16 protein-coding genes and 1 riboswitch are annotated in these 14462 nt (G+C 50.1%); of the genes, 8 read left to right on the top strand and 8 right to left on the bottom strand.

Going from position 1 to position 14462, the window contains the following annotated elements; genetic code table 11:
- The first annotated feature begins 22 nt into the window (after positions 1-22).
- Positions 23-114: riboswitch (TPP riboswitch) on the top strand.
- Between the two features lie 37 nt (positions 115-151).
- Positions 152-2014 carry a phosphomethylpyrimidine synthase ThiC gene (thiC, locus tag BLV87_RS10635; protein ID WP_093068686.1) on the top strand — a complete coding sequence of 621 codons (1863 nt, stop codon included), beginning with the start codon at positions 152-154 and terminating at the stop codon, positions 2012-2014.
- Between the two features lie 53 nt (positions 2015-2067).
- Here thiC and BLV87_RS10630 read toward each other — a convergent pair whose 3' ends face one another.
- Together BLV87_RS10630 and BLV87_RS10625 are read right to left on the bottom strand one after the other, a co-directional pair.
- Complete coding sequence (locus BLV87_RS10630) at positions 2068-3186, bottom strand: S1C family serine protease (protein WP_093068549.1); 1119 nt, start codon at positions 3184-3186, stop codon at positions 2068-2070.
- Positions 3187-3190: 4 nt separating this feature from the next.
- Complete coding sequence (locus BLV87_RS10625) at positions 3191-4129, bottom strand: esterase-like activity of phytase family protein (RefSeq protein ID WP_245706992.1); 939 nt, start codon at positions 4127-4129, stop codon at positions 3191-3193.
- Between the two features lie 209 nt (positions 4130-4338).
- Between BLV87_RS10625 and BLV87_RS10620 the strand changes: the two genes are divergently transcribed.
- From BLV87_RS10620 to BLV87_RS10610, 3 genes are all read left to right on the top strand, one after another.
- The gene (locus BLV87_RS10620; protein WP_093068546.1) at positions 4339-4602 is read left to right on the top strand and encodes a GlsB/YeaQ/YmgE family stress response membrane protein; all 264 of its coding nucleotides are present in this window, start codon (positions 4339-4341) and stop codon (positions 4600-4602) included.
- A 70-nt stretch (positions 4603-4672) separates the two neighbouring features.
- Positions 4673-5596, top strand: coding sequence for a restriction endonuclease (locus tag BLV87_RS10615; protein WP_093068544.1), 924 nt, complete (start codon positions 4673-4675; stop codon positions 5594-5596).
- 122 nt (positions 5597-5718) lie between these two features.
- Positions 5719-7476: an Eco57I restriction-modification methylase domain-containing protein gene (locus BLV87_RS10610; RefSeq protein ID WP_093068541.1), complete on the top strand. Its 1758-nt coding sequence runs from the start codon at positions 5719-5721 to the stop codon at positions 7474-7476.
- On the opposite strand, the gene BLV87_RS10605 is transcribed toward BLV87_RS10610, so the two are convergent.
- A complete protein-coding gene (locus BLV87_RS10605) occupies positions 7450-7665 on the bottom strand; it encodes a hypothetical protein (protein WP_093068538.1) in 216 nt (71 codons plus the stop codon). The genes BLV87_RS10610 and BLV87_RS10605 overlap by 27 nt on opposite strands.
- 107 nt (positions 7666-7772) lie before the next feature.
- On the opposite strand from BLV87_RS10605, the gene BLV87_RS10600 reads away from it, so the two are divergent.
- Entirely contained in the window at positions 7773-8360 is a 588-nt protein-coding gene (locus BLV87_RS10600) for a hypothetical protein (RefSeq protein ID WP_093068535.1), read from the top strand.
- Positions 8361-8414: 54 nt separating this feature from the next.
- On the opposite strand, the gene clpB is transcribed toward BLV87_RS10600, so the two are convergent.
- Both clpB and BLV87_RS10590 read right to left on the bottom strand, forming a co-directional pair.
- Positions 8415-11024 carry an ATP-dependent chaperone ClpB gene (gene clpB, locus BLV87_RS10595; RefSeq protein WP_093068532.1) on the bottom strand — a complete coding sequence of 870 codons (2610 nt, stop codon included), beginning with the start codon at positions 11022-11024 and terminating at the stop codon, positions 8415-8417.
- Between the two features lie 108 nt (positions 11025-11132).
- On the bottom strand, positions 11133-11435 hold the full coding sequence (locus tag BLV87_RS10590; protein ID WP_217629979.1) for a helix-turn-helix domain-containing protein: 303 nt from the start codon (positions 11433-11435) through the stop codon (positions 11133-11135).
- A gap of 14 nt (positions 11436-11449) precedes the next feature.
- Here BLV87_RS10590 and BLV87_RS10585 point away from each other — a divergent pair, with 14 nt between their 5' ends.
- Positions 11450-12376, top strand: coding sequence for a hypothetical protein (locus tag BLV87_RS10585; protein WP_139282160.1), 927 nt, complete (start codon positions 11450-11452; stop codon positions 12374-12376).
- Positions 12377-12417: 41 nt separating this feature from the next.
- Here BLV87_RS10585 and BLV87_RS10580 read toward each other — a convergent pair whose 3' ends face one another.
- Together BLV87_RS10580 and BLV87_RS10575 are read right to left on the bottom strand one after the other, a co-directional pair.
- Positions 12418-12594, bottom strand: coding sequence for a type II toxin-antitoxin system RelE family toxin (locus BLV87_RS10580; RefSeq protein WP_093068525.1), 177 nt, complete (start codon positions 12592-12594; stop codon positions 12418-12420).
- 15 nt (positions 12595-12609) lie between these two features.
- A complete protein-coding gene (locus BLV87_RS10575) occupies positions 12610-12858 on the bottom strand; it encodes a type II toxin-antitoxin system Phd/YefM family antitoxin (RefSeq protein ID WP_093068522.1) in 249 nt (82 codons plus the stop codon).
- A gap of 166 nt (positions 12859-13024) precedes the next feature.
- Here BLV87_RS10575 and BLV87_RS10570 point away from each other — a divergent pair, with 166 nt between their 5' ends.
- Positions 13025-13456 (top strand): putative toxin-antitoxin system toxin component, PIN family, encoded by a 432-nt coding sequence (locus tag BLV87_RS10570; protein ID WP_093068519.1) that lies wholly within the window; start codon positions 13025-13027, stop codon positions 13454-13456.
- Positions 13453-13671 (top strand): ribbon-helix-helix domain-containing protein, encoded by a 219-nt coding sequence (locus BLV87_RS10565; RefSeq protein ID WP_093068517.1) that lies wholly within the window; start codon positions 13453-13455, stop codon positions 13669-13671. The genes BLV87_RS10570 and BLV87_RS10565 overlap by 4 nt, the downstream gene beginning before the upstream one ends.
- Before the next feature lie 43 nt (positions 13672-13714).
- Here BLV87_RS10565 and BLV87_RS10560 read toward each other — a convergent pair whose 3' ends face one another.
- Complete coding sequence (locus tag BLV87_RS10560) at positions 13715-14455, bottom strand: GNAT family N-acetyltransferase (RefSeq protein ID WP_093068514.1); 741 nt, start codon at positions 14453-14455, stop codon at positions 13715-13717.
- Positions 14456-14462 lie beyond the last annotated feature (7 nt).

Raw genomic sequence — 14462 nt, 5'->3', positions numbered from 1 at the left:
CACGAATCTGTTACAGTGCAGCCTGATGAGCCGGGGGTGCCTTGACAGGCTGAGATTATACCCTTGGAACCTGATACGGATCATACCGGTGTAGGGAGGCTCCAGCGCTTGCCGTGGAGTTTTTACCCGAACCTTCATGGAGCAAAGAATGATGAGCGCAATACCCGCAGCTTTCCTAAAAAAAACCGCTGAACTATCCAGCGAAGTGACAAAACCCTTCCCCAATTCCCGTAAAGTTTACGTGCAGGGTTCACGCGCCGACATCCGCGTGGGAATGCGTGAAATTGACCAAGACTCAACCGCCGCCAGCTTTGGTGCGGAAGAAAATCCGCCGATTCCAGTCTACGACACCTCAGGCCCGTTCACCGACCCGGCTGTCACCATCAACCTAATGGAAGGCATCCCCGATGTGCGCCTGAACTGGATTTTGGAACGCGATGACACCGAACAACTCAATGGCCCCACTTCCGAATACGGTTTAACTCGCCAAAACGACCCGAAACTCGCACACCTGCGCTTTGCACACATTCGCGCCCCACGTCGTGCTAAAGCAGGCAAAAACGTCTCGCAAATGCATTATGCCCGCCAAGGCATTATCACACCGGAGATGGAATACGTCGCCATCCGCGAAAACCTGCGCTTACAAGAACTGCGAGCCGACCCGCGTTACCGCAAATTGCTACGCCAGCACGGTGGACAAGCATGGGGTGCAAACTTGCCTGCGGAAGTCACCCCCGAATTCGTGCGCAAAGAAGTGGCGGAAGGCCGGGCGATTATCCCCGCCAATATCAACCACCCCGAACTCGAACCGATGATTATTGGGCGCAATTTCCGCGTCAAAATCAACACCAATATCGGCAACTCAGCAGTTTCCTCCTCCATCGAAGAAGAAGTCGAAAAAATGGCATGGTCAGCACGCTGGGGCGGCGACACCCTAATGGATTTATCCACTGGTAAAAACATCCACGAAACCCGTGAATGGATTCTGCGCAATGCGCCGATGCCTATCGGCACAGTTCCTATTTACCAAGCACTCGAAAAAGTGAATGGCAAAGCTGAAGAGCTGACATGGGAAATTTTCCGCGACACCCTCATTGAACAAGCCGAACAAGGCGTGGATTATTTCACCATCCACGCAGGTGTGCGTTTGGCGTATGTGCCAATGACGGCGGAACGCCTCACTGGCATTGTGTCACGCGGTGGTTCAATCATGGCGAAATGGTGCTTGGCACATCACAAGGAAAACTTCCTATACACCCATTTTGAAGACATTTGCGAGATCATGAAAGCTTATGACGTGAGCTTCTCGCTGGGTGACGGCTTGCGCCCCGGTTCTGCGGCGGATGCTAATGACGCGGCGCAATTTGCTGAACTCGAAACCTTGGGCGAATTGACCAAAATCGCGTGGCAACACGATGTACAAGTGATGATTGAAGGCCCCGGTCACGTGCCGTTGCACATGGTCAAAGAAAATATGGATAAGGAATTGCGGGATTGCTTTGAAGCACCGTTTTATACCTTAGGGCCGCTGGTTACAGACATCGCACCTGGTTACGACCACATCACCTCAGGAATTGGTGCAGCAAATATCGGCTGGTACGGTTGCGCAATGTTGTGCTACGTCACCCCGAAAGAGCATTTGGGTTTACCGAACAAGGAAGATGTGCGCGTCGGCATTATTACCTACAAAATTGCGGCGCACGCGGCGGATCTGGCGAAAGGTTGGCCGGGCGCACAAGTCCGTGATAACGCCATGTCGAAAGCGCGTTTTGAGTTTCGTTGGGAAGACCAATTCAATCTGGGGCTAGACCCGGATCGGGCGCGTGAATACCACGATGAAACCTTACCGAAGGATTCTGCAAAAGTGGCGCATTTCTGTTCGATGTGCGGCCCGCATTTCTGCTCAATGAAAATTACGCAGGATGTACGTGATTACGCCGCACAGCAAAAAGGTATGCAGGAAAAAGCGGTGGAATTCGTAAAAATGGGCGGAAAGCTGTATCACGAAGCTTGATATTACCTGAAATGTCAAAGGCTGCGCTCTACGCAGCCTTTGCCCCCCCAACATTAACGAAACAATGACAACACCACATCCACCTCAAGCTGCTGCCCTTGGCGCAGTAAGCTAATCCGTACTTTGCTGTTGTGGGAATAGTTATCCAGCAGGCTATTTAATTCATTGATATTACCGATGGCTTTACCATCAATAGCTTGAATAATATCCCCCAAAATTAGCTCATCTTGCACAGTCAATTGCGTACCTCGAATACCCGCCTGTGCCGCTGGTGTATTCGGTTGCACCTGTAACACCAAAACGCCAGTTGTATTCAACTTAGCATTAATCCGTTCACTGATGCTGTCATCCAACGCCACGCCCAAGACGGGTCGGGTATAACGCCCCTCTTTCACCAAGCGGGGAACCACACGATTCACCACATCCACCGGAATCGCAAAACCGATCCCAGCCGACGCACCGGATGGACTATAAATCGCCACATTCACCCCAATCAAGCGCCCAGCACTATCCAGCAACGGCCCCCCCGAATTGCCGGGATTAATGGCAGCATCGGTTTGAATCAAGCCATCCATACTGCCCCCTTCCTCGCCATCAATAGAACGACGTAACGCTGAAATAATTCCAGCAGTCAGGGTATGGTCGAGACCAAATGGGTTGCCAATCGCCAATACGTGTTGCCCGACCCGCAAGTCACTGCTACTGCCAATTTGCACCGGTGGTGGCGCATCTGCCATATCCTGCAAACGCAACACGGCTAAATCATGCTCTGGGCTAACCCCCACCACAGCCGCTTCAAACACCCGCTGATCAGCAAAGCGGATTTTGGCTGAATCATGACCTTCCACCACATGGTAATTGGTTACAATATGTCCGGTGTTATCCCATACAAACCCGGTTCCTGTACCTTGGGGAATTTCACGCACATTGCGACTCCACACATTCAGCACACGCTCCACTGTCGTGATATAAACCACCGAAGGGCTGTTACGCTCGAAAATCTCAATCGTAGCTTGCTCATTTTCAGCCAAATCACCACGTGCCATTACCGGGCGGGGAACTACTCCCGAAGGCTCCTGCAACCAGGGAATCCACACCGGTTGTGCCACCCATAACAACAGTACTGCCAACAACAGCCACAGAAACACCATCAGCGAACGACTTTTGTTCATTTACTTATTTCCCCAGATCAAGGGTAAACAAGGTCAGCGTCGTCGGCAGAAAATCTTCATTGCCGTCATCACCGACCATCAGATATTGATTGCCCTGAATATGGGTTAGCCCTTCGTAATTATCAACCAGCAGATGGTTGGAAAAAACCTTCAAGTCTTGCAGTGTACATACCGGATCTTTAGCGCACTGCTTGAAGTCCAGATAACGTAAACTAACGACCAAGGGGTTCAAAAATCCTGACCATGCCCGTTCCATTACCAATAAATTACCATCAGGCAAGACTTCTAGCCCACTGATCGCACTGTTTTTGGCAGGATACGCCGTAAATGACCATTGTTGCCCCTTGGTAGAATACAGCGTATGTAAATTGCGCGGTTCACCTCTAAGCGGCATTTCGGGGGCAGTGATAAAGCCATAGCGCGGATGAAACGTAACAGACTCCAGCGCGTGATTGCCGTGTCGATAGTTACGCCTATCGTCCAGAACCGCCGGTAAGGTGATGTTATTGATGGCTCGGCCTTGCGGGGTAAACCGAATCAGGCGTGGTACACCCTCAAACGCAATCACCAATTGCGAATCACCGCGTTTGCCATTATTGGCATTCATCAGGGTTAAGCCTTCGGAATCGCCGCGACCTTTTTTGATACGCTCACCCTCCTTATCCACAAGGTTTGCTGCATACACCGCATTAGCTGCTTGTAGGCGATTACCTTGCAAATCAAGACGAAAATGAAAAACCGCGCCTTTGTCAGAAATGGCATAGAGCAATTGCTCATCCTGATCCCAAGCCAACCCAGACAGTTCACTGATTTTGACCCCGTTCACCGTGTGCGGGGGAAGTACCAAACTATTTTGTACATCCAAGACGGGAGCCGCATCCACGCTGACAGACACCAACATTGCCTGCACCGCCAGCCATAACATCAATCCAAAACGCCTCATGCCAACACCTCTTTCTTTACCGGCAAATGAATGCACGCGGCATCTTAATGACCTCATCACACGCTGTAAACTTATCATTCATCCTGTGAACACTACCGTTAATAGTCCTAATAAATACAATTAGATAACCCATTTTTAAATTAGTGCCTATACTGTTTTTGGCAATTGCCAAAAAATAAATTTACCACGGTTTAAAAAGGAGTCTACTTATGGGTGCGGAAATTACTCAAATTCTGATTATGTTGGGTATTGGCGCGGTCGCAGGCTGGTTAGCTGGCATCATTATGAAAGGTGCAGGTTTTGGCTTAATCGGTAACATCATTGTCGGGATAGTTGGCTCGGTTATCGGCACATTCATTGGCGGCATGTTATCCGTTAATCTGGGTGTTGGCCCATTGTTGGGAACCTTGATTTGGGCAGTAATTGGTGCGGTTATCCTGTTGTTTGTGATTGGTTTAGTGAAACGCGCATAGCCTTTCCCGACACGTTTTGTCATACTCGAACGCCGCTTATTTCAGAGCGGCGTTTTTGTTGGTGCCACCCATGCCGATACCCGATTATCAAACCTTGATGCGCCCTTTGTTGCAACTGGCTGCCAATGGGCAAGAACACAAATTGCGCGATGCGACGCTCACTCTTGCCGAACAATTCAAACTGAGCGAAGCCGAACGCACCGCTATTTTGCCCAGTGGTACGCAGTCGGTGTTCGGCAATCGCGTGGGGTGGGCGCGTTCCTACCTCAAACAAGCGGGGGCGTTGTACTCACCACGCCGTGGCTGTTTTGTGATTACCCAACGTGGACGGCAATTACTTGATGCTAATCCGCACAGTATCCGTATTGCCACACTGGCAGCATTCCCCGAATTCCAAGCATTTAAAAATCGCCGTCACCCCACTAAAACCGAGAGCGAACAAACGCTGGACATGGATTCGGACATCATTTTCGACGATACCCCCGAAGACATCCTCGCCTCTGCACACCGTTTGTTATGCCGCAATCTTGAACAAGAAGTGTTGGAAACGGTTAAAGAAGCCTCGCCGACCTTCTTTGAAAAACTGGTGGTCGATTTGCTAATCAAGATGGGCTACGGCGGCAACCGTCAGGATGCGGGTCGCGCCATTGGCAAAAGCGGTGACGGTGGCATTGATGGCATTATCAACGAAGACCGTTTGGGCGTGGATGTGCTGTATATACAGGCAAAACGTTGGGAAGCGACGGTGGGTCGCCCGGAAATCCAGAAATTTGCTGGTGCGTTGCAGGGGCAGCGGGCGAAGAAAGGGATTTTCATGACCACCTCCAACTTTTCCCGTGAGGCTAAGGAATATGCCCGCTCGATTGACTCACGCATTATCCTGATTGATGGCGAGAAGCTCGCGGCGTTGATGGTGGAATACAATGTGGGTGTATCGGTGGTCGAGTATTACGAGGTGAAGAAAGTGGATACAGATTATTTTGAGAGTGGGTGAGAAACCATCCTCTACCATCTAATCCAAGGAACAATACATATATCCAGCTATTGGTAGCCTCATAGAGTAGATTAGACTGTAATGCCTCTCGAGTGACTCCTTAATTTTTCGGTAGAATTGTAATGCTTAGTTTTAAAACACCCGCTTCTGCTCCACGCTATACAAGCGTTACTGCTGAAAAAGCGGAAGGGGCGACCTACACACCCTCCACGCTCGCCCATTTTGTTGCAACCCAGATACTGCAAGCGGCTAACCTTCCCTCTCATCAAGGCAAAATCCGCTTGCTTGACCCCGCTGTTGGCAACGGCATCTTGCTAGAAGCCATGTTAGACACATTGCCAGAAACCACGCGCCAACGGGTGGAAGTATTTGCATTCGACACCCATCAGCCAGCCTTGCACCAAACCCGCCAGCGGCTGGAACACAAATACCCTGATATTAAATTAAATCTGGAAAAACGTGATTTCTTGGCATTGGTTACTGACTGGGGACGGCAACAAGACCTATTTTCGACAAAAATGCCGCTGCAACCTTTTGATCTAATCATTGCCAATCCCCCTTACGTACGTACACAAATCATCGGCGCAGATCAGGCGCAACTGTTAGCAAACCAGTTTGGTCTAACGGGGCGTGTTGATCTTTACTACCCCTTTCTATTAGGCATTTCCAGGGTACTTGCCCCCCAAGGAACAGCGGGAATTATCACCTCCAACCGCTTCATGACGACCAAATCTGGGCAGTCTGTCCGACAAGCATTGCTGTCTTGTTTCGATATTACACATGTTTGGGATTTGGGTGATACGAAACTGTTCGATGCCGCCGTTCTGCCAGCGGTATTGGTGGTTAATACCATGCAACAGTCGGCATCTGATAATAAAAGCATCCCTTTTTCATCCATTTATGCGACAACAGAACCTGCATCAACCTATGCTGAAGACGCATTGTCAGCACTCGCAAACCCTAATAACAGCATCGTATCCCTGCCTAATGGCGGCTGTTTTCACATCAAACACGGCACTCTCGATAATGGCGACAGCCCGGAAGGGGTTTGGCGTGTTGCATCGCAGTCAACCGACGCATGGTTGGATACCGTAACGTCCCATACTTGGGGAACGTTTGGGGATATTGGCAAAATTCGGGTTGGGGTCAAAACCACGGCTGACAAGGTATTCATCCGCCATGATTGGGCGCAACTGCCTAGCGGCGTACCGGAGTTACTATGCCCACTAATCACCCGTCATTGGGGTCAACCCTTCAAATCGGTCAAACCTGTTAAAGCTAACCACATCAAACAAATCCTTTACCCACACGAAATCAGGCAAGGTAAACGCCAAGCGGTGGATATTAAAAAATACCCAAAAGCCCAACAATACCTTGAAGCAAATAAAGCCGTTTTGAGTGCCCGTACCTATGTCATCGAAGCGGGACGGCAATGGTATGAAATATGGGTTCCTCAAGACCCCGCGGCATGGTCTGCTCCCAAACTGGTATTTCCCGATATTGCCGAAAAACCCACTTTCTGGCTGGATACGGACGGCGGCATTGTTAGTGGCGAATGCTACTGGCTTCAATGCAAAAATCCGGCGGATGCGGATTTGCTCTGGCTTGCTTTGGCAGTCGCTAATTCGACATTTATCGAGTCATTCTATGACCACCGTTTCAATAATAAATTGTATGCGGGACGTAGACGCTTCATCACTCAATATGTCGAGAAATTCCCGCTGCCGAATCCAGATAAGGCAGAGTCCAAAATGCTCATCCAACTTGCCAAAGACATTTACGCCACCTTGCCATCTTCCAAGGCCGAGAAGCTGATGGTGGAACTGGATGCTAAAGTGTGGGAGGTATTTGGTTTAGTCCCCGAAAAAATCACGCGGTAACGGAATCTGGATTTTCTGGTTTTGCACCTTGCCGGAAAACTGACGGAAGCGGGTAAAAAAATCTCGTCCACTAACCACGTAGAGATGTGTCAGCGTAACCGTTTCGCCATCGGTTTTTGCCTGAAAAATGGCATAGCGTGTATCACAATGGCGCGGATGGTGAGTCCCCAGTTGCCAGACATCAAGCATTGGCTCAGTAACACAAATGCCAGCATAATTTTTCTTATCATAAACTGTACAAATAGATTATTTTCACAGCATAATGGCAACACCTGTAATCTGCTCAAGGAATACCCATGCGCGAATATCTTTACCCCGCCCACCCCTGCAACGATTGGTTTCAAATCAAAGTAATTGAAGCATGGCAAACTAGCGGGAAGCCATTTTTTGCATTTTCATTCTGCAAATTCACTCCTCATGCGTTGATTGATAACGAGAATAACCATAATGACCAACAACCTTTCTGGCTTTATATTTATTACTCACAGAGAAAAACCGACGAAGGCATCAGAGATGGATGGTGTGATAACAAATACTTACCGTTAGCAAAGCGGGTGGAGTACCGCCTCCGAGTAATTGCATTTAAACATGGAAATAATAACCCCTTTGCAACTACTGACACCCACGACTCATCACCTTGTGATCATGGTGAGGAAACTATTTGGTTTCAATGTGATAGGATTGAAAAGGTCAAGAAGTCAGATTCATCTCGTCAACTTGTGAACTTAGATCTTCACGATTTTCAACACGCACTAGACCCACAAAAATCCGTAGGACAAGCAATGATCACATCAATTGTACCTGTATGCAGAAGGTTACCATTGATTATACGAAAGTCTTGGCAGTATACCGATGAACCTGCAAGCTGTAGCTCACAACCTTGATAAGCAGAAACGCCGTCCCAAAAGACGGCGTTTCCCGTTCAGCACAAAAGAGAGTTACACTTCCTGCGCTTCAACCAACGCTGTAAACGTCAGCCGCCCATCTTCCACCCCCACCGCAATCGTATCCCCCGGCATAAACTTGCCGCCAAGAATCTGCTGTGCCAACGGATTCTCGACCTGTTGCTGAATCGCCCGCTTCAACGGACGTGCGCCGTACACAGGGTCAAATCCTGCTTCCGCCAACAAATCCAATGCTGCATCGGTAATCTGAATCCCCAAATCCCGCGCTGCCAACCGCTTACGCAAGTTGTTGAGCTGAATATCGGCAATCTGGCGAATCTCTGACTGATCCAGCGGATGGAAGACCACTGTTTCGTCAATGCGGTTGATGAATTCAGGGCGGAAATGCGTACCGACGACTTCCATCACCGCTGCTTTCATGCGCTCGTAGTTGGCTTCACCCGCCATCTCTTGGATGAGGTGCGAACCGAGATTCGAGGTCATGATGATGACGGTATTGCGGAAATCCACGGTGCGCCCCTGCCCGTCGGTCAAACGCCCATCGTCCAGCACTTGCAGCAGCACGTTGAATACGTCGGGGTGGGCTTTTTCCACCTCGTCCAGCAGGATTACGGAGTACGGGCGGCGGCGCACCGCTTCGGTCAAATAACCGCCTTCTTCATAGCCGACATAGCCCGGAGGTGCACCGATCAGGCGGGCAACGGAATGCTTTTCCATGAATTCGGACATATCAATCCGCACCATCGCATCGTCGGTGTCAAACAGGAAAGTCGCCAATGCCTTGGTGAGTTCCGTTTTGCCCACGCCCGTAGGCCCCAAGAACAGAAACGAACCGCTGGGGCGATTCGGGTCAGAAAGCCCCGCCCGCGCACGGCGGATGGCATTGGAAACCGCGACTACCGCTTCGGTTTGCCCGATCACGCGCTTGGCAAGCACCTCTTCCATTTTCAGCAGCTTGTCTTTTTCGCCTTCGAGCATTTTGCTGACAGGAATACCTGTCCAGCGTGACACGATGTCAGCAATTTCGTCTTCCGTCACTCTGGTTTTCAGTAACTTGGGGGCTTTGGCCTCATGGCTGTCCACGCTGGCATCCGCTTTGGCAAGCTGCTGTTCGAGTTCGGGAATGCGCCCGTATTGCAGTTCCGCCATGCGTTGCAAATTGCCCGCACGTCGGGCGGTTTCAAATTCGAGCCGCGCTTGGTCGAGGGCTTCCTTGATGTGGGATGTACCTTGCACGTCGGCTTTTTCGCTTTTCCAGATTTCTTCCAGATCAGCGGATTCTTTTTCCAGACGGTCGATTTCAGCCTGCAAGTCGGCGAGGCGCTTTTTGGAGGCGTCGTCGCTTTCCTTTTTCAAGGCTTCGCGTTCGATCTTGAGCTGGATCAGGCGGCGGTCGAGCTTGTCGATCACCTCCGGTTTGGAGTCGATTTCGACCCGGATGCGCGACGCAGCTTCGTCGATCAGGTCGATGGCTTTGTCAGGCAACTGGCGGTCGGTGATGTAGCGGTGTGACAGCGTGGCGGCAGCGACCAACGCAGGGTCGGTGATTTCCACGCCGTGATGCACTTCATACTTTTCCTGCAAGCCGCGCAGGATGGCGATGGTGTCTTCCACGGTTGGTTCATCGACCAGCACTTTCTGGAAGCGGCGTTCGAGCGCGGCATCTTTTTCGATGTATTGGCGGTATTCGTCGAGCGTGGTAGCGCCCAAGCAATGCAATTCACCGCGTGCGAGGGCAGGCTTAAGCATATTGCCTGCGTCCATTGCGCCGTCGGCTTTGCCTGCGCCGACCATCGTGTGCAATTCGTCGATGAACAGGATGATATTGCCTTCGGCTTTGGCGATGTCGTTGAGGACGGCTTTGAGGCGTTCTTCAAAGTCGCCACGGTATTTGCTGCCTGCGAGCAATGCGCCGAGGTCGAGCGAGAGCAAGCGTTTGCCTTTCATGCCTTCGGAGACTTCGCCGTTGACGATGCGTTGTGCCAAGCCTTCGACCAGCGCGGTTTTGCCCACGCCGGGTTCGCCGATCAGCACGGGGTTGTTTTTAGTGCGGCGTTGCAGGATTTGCACCATGCGGCGGATTTCTTCGTCACGTCCGATGATGGGGTCGATCTTGCCCTGTTCGGCGCGTTCGGTGAGGTCGATGGTGTATTTGTCGAGGGCTTGGCGTTGGTCTTCGGCGTTGGGGTCGTTGACCGTTTGCCCGCCGCGCATCCCTTCGATGGCTTTTTCTACCGCGCCTTTGGTAGCACCGCATTCACGCAGAAGATTGCCGAGCGTGCCTTTGTCTTCCAGTCCGGCGAGAATGAAGAGTTCTGAAGAAATGTACTGGTCTTTGCGTTGCTGGGCGATTTTGTCGGTGACGTTCAGCAGTTTGCTGAGGTCGTTGGAAACGTGGACGCTGCCTGCATCGCCGCCGGAGACAGTAGGCATCCGGTCGAGGGCTTCGCCCAGTTTGGAGCGCAATTGGTTGGCGTTGACATCGGCTTTGGTGAGCAAACCGCGTGTGGAACCGCCTTCCTGATCGAGCAGCGCGATCATTAAGTGGGCGGGTTCGATGAATTGATGATCGCGCCCTAACGCGAGCGATTGCGCGTCTTGCAGGGCGAGTTGGAACTTGCTGGTGAGTTTGTCCATTCTCATGTGGGCTACCTATATTATTTGGGTTGGACGCGAGTGCGTCGGATGGGACAAATCTGGGGTGGGAAGTGAGGGAATTCAAGGTGGGGTTGTGGATAAGTTTGATGTAGGTCAGGTTTTACCGACTTGTCTTGCTTGCTTCAGATGACGCAGCCATTCCAGAACATTGATTAATTCATCAACGGACAAGTCGTGACTCTCCAGAATGATGTCCGCCAGTTCGTCTGATACGCAATAGAAATATGCTGCCGGAATACCCAATGCTGCTGCCAAACTTTTAGCCGTCTCGAAAGGCGGTTCATGCGTCCCCGTTTCGTAACGACTGATTCGGGCGCTGCTGCACCCCTCATCCAACCCAATCAACACACCCAAACGATCCTGCGGTAAACCCGCAAGTATTCGCGCTGTACGCAAACGAGAACCGAATAATGATTGAGGATGCTTTGACATCCTACGATATTCGTAAATTTTACTTGAGCATTCTCTACGTAATTCGTAGAATTGATGATGTACCGGGCATTTACTTCCTTAATAATCATCAGGAGCATCATCCTATGCAAAAGCATATCCTCAGCACATGCTTGGCAATCTCGCTTATTGCCAACAGTTCATACGTTTTCGCAGACAAAACTATTACTGGCACGGGTTCATCATCCAGTGAAAGTGAAATGTCAGATGGGCAAGCCGCCGCTGTGGTGGGTGGACTGCTCCTGCTAGGAGGAATTCTGAGCCTGCACAGCCAAAGCGTCGCTAAAGCGGAAGAAACCGCCACACAACAGGCAACTAAGACAGTGGAACTCAAACCGGGACATACCTATCTTTGGTCTACTGGAAATAATGACACATCACTCACTATCCAATATGTCGAAAGCTGCACTCCAGCAAAACAGTACAGTGTTACCAGTAAACTCGTAAATGGAGCGGCTGAAGTTGAGGACAGTAACGTCAGCATAAAAAGCGAAGGTTGTAGCAAAACCTACGATTCCAGAGAAAAATCCATGAATGAGCAAGCTGGAGATCCGTGGGGCTTAAAAACACGCTATACCAGAGTGCAAGCTGAAGAAAAAGCACAGGAAGCAAGACGAGAAGCCGAATCCAAAGTCAGAGATGCAAAAGAAGCACAAGCTAAACAGCAAAAAATGGCAGCCGCATACGCCAAAGGATGCTCAGGACTATATGTTAATAAAGTTGTCAAAACTGGGAGTGCAGGGGGATTCGCTAAAATGATAGGTTTAACACATGAATATGTCATCATCGGTATAGATAAAGCCAGCCAAAGCGTTACTCTGAAAAACACCTATGATGGTAGTATGCTTAACACAGAGTGTGCAAATATTCAGTACAATGCATTTTAGTTGATGGCATCAAAGGAAATCGGGGGTCGTCTCCGATTTCCCTATTCATCCAATCGTTGCAACGCAGCTTGATATACCCCATTCCGCTCTCGCTTGCCCACAGCAATCACCGTAATGGTCACAATATTATCGTCCACTTGGTAAACAAGGCGATAACCCAACTGCCGCAATTTGATCTTGTAAATGTTCTGCGCACCACTCAATCTGGCTGAAGGCACATGCGATTCCTCAGCTCATAGCTCATTTAACGTCACATTGATGCTGGGTTCGTGTTCACGTTCGCGGACTTTGGCAAGCAATTCTAGATCATCCAGACGCTCCATCAGGGCTTCATACATGGCTGGCGGAATGCAGTAAAAGGCAGGCTCGTTATGATTCAAAACAGCGACGGCATTACCTGAGCTGAAAGACATCACCTTCATCGGGTTAGCCTTGAACTCGGAAATACTGGCAACCGTCCCAGCAAGGATTCGCGTAGGCATTTAAAAACCACCTAAATTTAATGATAAATTCAGACCTAATATTAGCACTTAAATCAGGGTGATTCTCCAATTTTTCAAGCCCCCCTTCAACCTAAAAAATGTGCTTCAAGCCAGCGCGATTCTATGACACAATAGCATCTGTGTGCATATATGATGGCAATTCTGGATGGCAATCAAAGTCGTAGTCGATACCAACGTGCTAGTTGCCGGATTAATCGGCGGTAAAGGGCCAAACCGGGAGATTCTCCGCCGTTGCCTAGAAGGTGAATTGCAGCCGTGCGTTGGCAATGCACTCTACATGGAGTATCAGGACTTGCTGAATCGGGAGAATATTCAGGCACTTTGTAAGCAAACCTCGGTGACTCTGATGGAATTCCTAGATGGCTTTGCCCAAGTCTGCACACCTGTTGATGCACGCTACCTGTGGCGACCCAATTTAACCGATGAAGCCGACAACCATGTAGTGGAATTGGCAATTGCTGCCGGAGCTACCTACATTATTACCAATAACGTGAACGACTTTGCCCGCGCTGAACTCAAGCATTTGGGCTATGAAGTCATCACACCGGAACAGATACTGAGGTTATTAAGAGCATGACAACGTTATCCATCCGTTTACCCGAAGACATGGCGGAAAAGCTCAAGCGCATCGCCAAATTCCGCGACATCAGCCTGAACAAGCTCATGTTTGAATTATCGGTACAAGTATTGGCTGAAGAAGAAGCCAAACAACGCTTCATGGCTGCAAAGTTACGCGGCAATCCCAAGCGTGCATTGCAACTGCTGGATGAACTGGATGCGTTGGGCGTGTAAATACAGGAAGAATTGGCTAATAATCGTGGATATATCCCAATTTTTAGCCAAAACTGGATGACTCATCCAGTTGCGCCAACCAGAAATCCCGTTCCGCTTTCAGCGCATCCAAGCCATCGAACAACCCCAGCTTGTCACGCCGCCAAACTTCATTCCGATACCAAGCATATTTCAAGCGGATATACATCTGGTCGTAAACATCCACAAAACCAAACCGATGATGCCAATCACGACTACTTTCATTGCAAATGTGGTAAACACTGCTCAATGTCTCGACACCCAACACAGACAATTGATTGACCGCAGTCGCAACCATGCTGGTCGCAATTTTCTGACGTTGGTAGGCAGGCACAACACACAACAAATCCAAGCACACATCGCCCGCCTCGTCTGTCAGCAATAACGCCAGCCCAATAATGCTGCCATCCTGAGCCAATGCCATCACAGAAGCAGGATGTGGTACACCGCGCTTCCCTGCAAAATAACCGCTAATACTACGGTCGGCGAACTCCCGAATATGGCTCTCATTCCAGTCACAAAACTCAACCGTATCGTGGAAAGCGGCAAAGAAAGTTTCAGCCATTTCTTGCTGTCGGCTAGTGTCAAGCGCAACCAAACGGCAAGCAGGCGACACTACCCGTGCCACCACCCTTAACTGGGTAACAACATGATTTTCACGCGGCGTAATAACCGCATGATCATCCCAATATTCCACCTTGTAACCGAACGGCTGCTCCATCAGGTGGTATTCATCGACAGTCATGGGAATACGTTGGTGTTGCATAGGGCTA

The sequence above is a fragment of the Thiothrix caldifontis genome, from assembly GCF_900107695.1.
Classification (GTDB): domain Bacteria; phylum Pseudomonadota; class Gammaproteobacteria; order Thiotrichales; family Thiotrichaceae; genus Thiothrix; species Thiothrix caldifontis.
The sequence above is the reverse complement of the archived record's forward strand: the minus strand, read 5'-3'. Positions and strand labels throughout refer to the sequence as shown.

Excerpts from the sequence above, each read along its gene's own strand:
- thiC (WP_093068686.1), top strand. The coding sequence starts at position 152 with ATGAGCGCAATACCCGCAGCTTTCCTAAAAAAAACCGCTGAACTATCC.
- BLV87_RS10630 (WP_093068549.1), bottom strand. The coding sequence starts at position 3,186 with ATGAACAAAAGTCGTTCGCTGATGGTGTTTCTGTGGCTGTTGTTGGCA.
- BLV87_RS10625 (WP_245706992.1), bottom strand. The coding sequence starts at position 4,129 with ATGAGGCGTTTTGGATTGATGTTATGGCTGGCGGTGCAGGCAATGTTG.
- BLV87_RS10620 (WP_093068546.1), top strand. The coding sequence starts at position 4,339 with ATGGGTGCGGAAATTACTCAAATTCTGATTATGTTGGGTATTGGCGCG.
- BLV87_RS10615 (WP_093068544.1), top strand. The coding sequence starts at position 4,673 with ATGCCGATACCCGATTATCAAACCTTGATGCGCCCTTTGTTGCAACTG.
- BLV87_RS10610 (WP_093068541.1), top strand. The coding sequence starts at position 5,719 with ATGCTTAGTTTTAAAACACCCGCTTCTGCTCCACGCTATACAAGCGTT.
- BLV87_RS10605 (WP_093068538.1), bottom strand. The coding sequence starts at position 7,665 with ATGCTTGATGTCTGGCAACTGGGGACTCACCATCCGCGCCATTGTGAT.
- BLV87_RS10600 (WP_093068535.1), top strand. The coding sequence starts at position 7,773 with ATGCGCGAATATCTTTACCCCGCCCACCCCTGCAACGATTGGTTTCAA.
- clpB (WP_093068532.1), bottom strand. The coding sequence starts at position 11,024 with ATGAGAATGGACAAACTCACCAGCAAGTTCCAACTCGCCCTGCAAGAC.
- BLV87_RS10585 (WP_139282160.1), top strand. The coding sequence starts at position 11,450 with ATGATTGAGGATGCTTTGACATCCTACGATATTCGTAAATTTTACTTG.
- BLV87_RS10575 (WP_093068522.1), bottom strand. The coding sequence starts at position 12,858 with ATGCCTACGCGAATCCTTGCTGGGACGGTTGCCAGTATTTCCGAGTTC.
- BLV87_RS10570 (WP_093068519.1), top strand. The coding sequence starts at position 13,025 with ATGGCAATCAAAGTCGTAGTCGATACCAACGTGCTAGTTGCCGGATTA.
- BLV87_RS10565 (WP_093068517.1), top strand. The coding sequence starts at position 13,453 with ATGACAACGTTATCCATCCGTTTACCCGAAGACATGGCGGAAAAGCTC.
- BLV87_RS10560 (WP_093068514.1), bottom strand. The coding sequence starts at position 14,455 with ATGCAACACCAACGTATTCCCATGACTGTCGATGAATACCACCTGATG.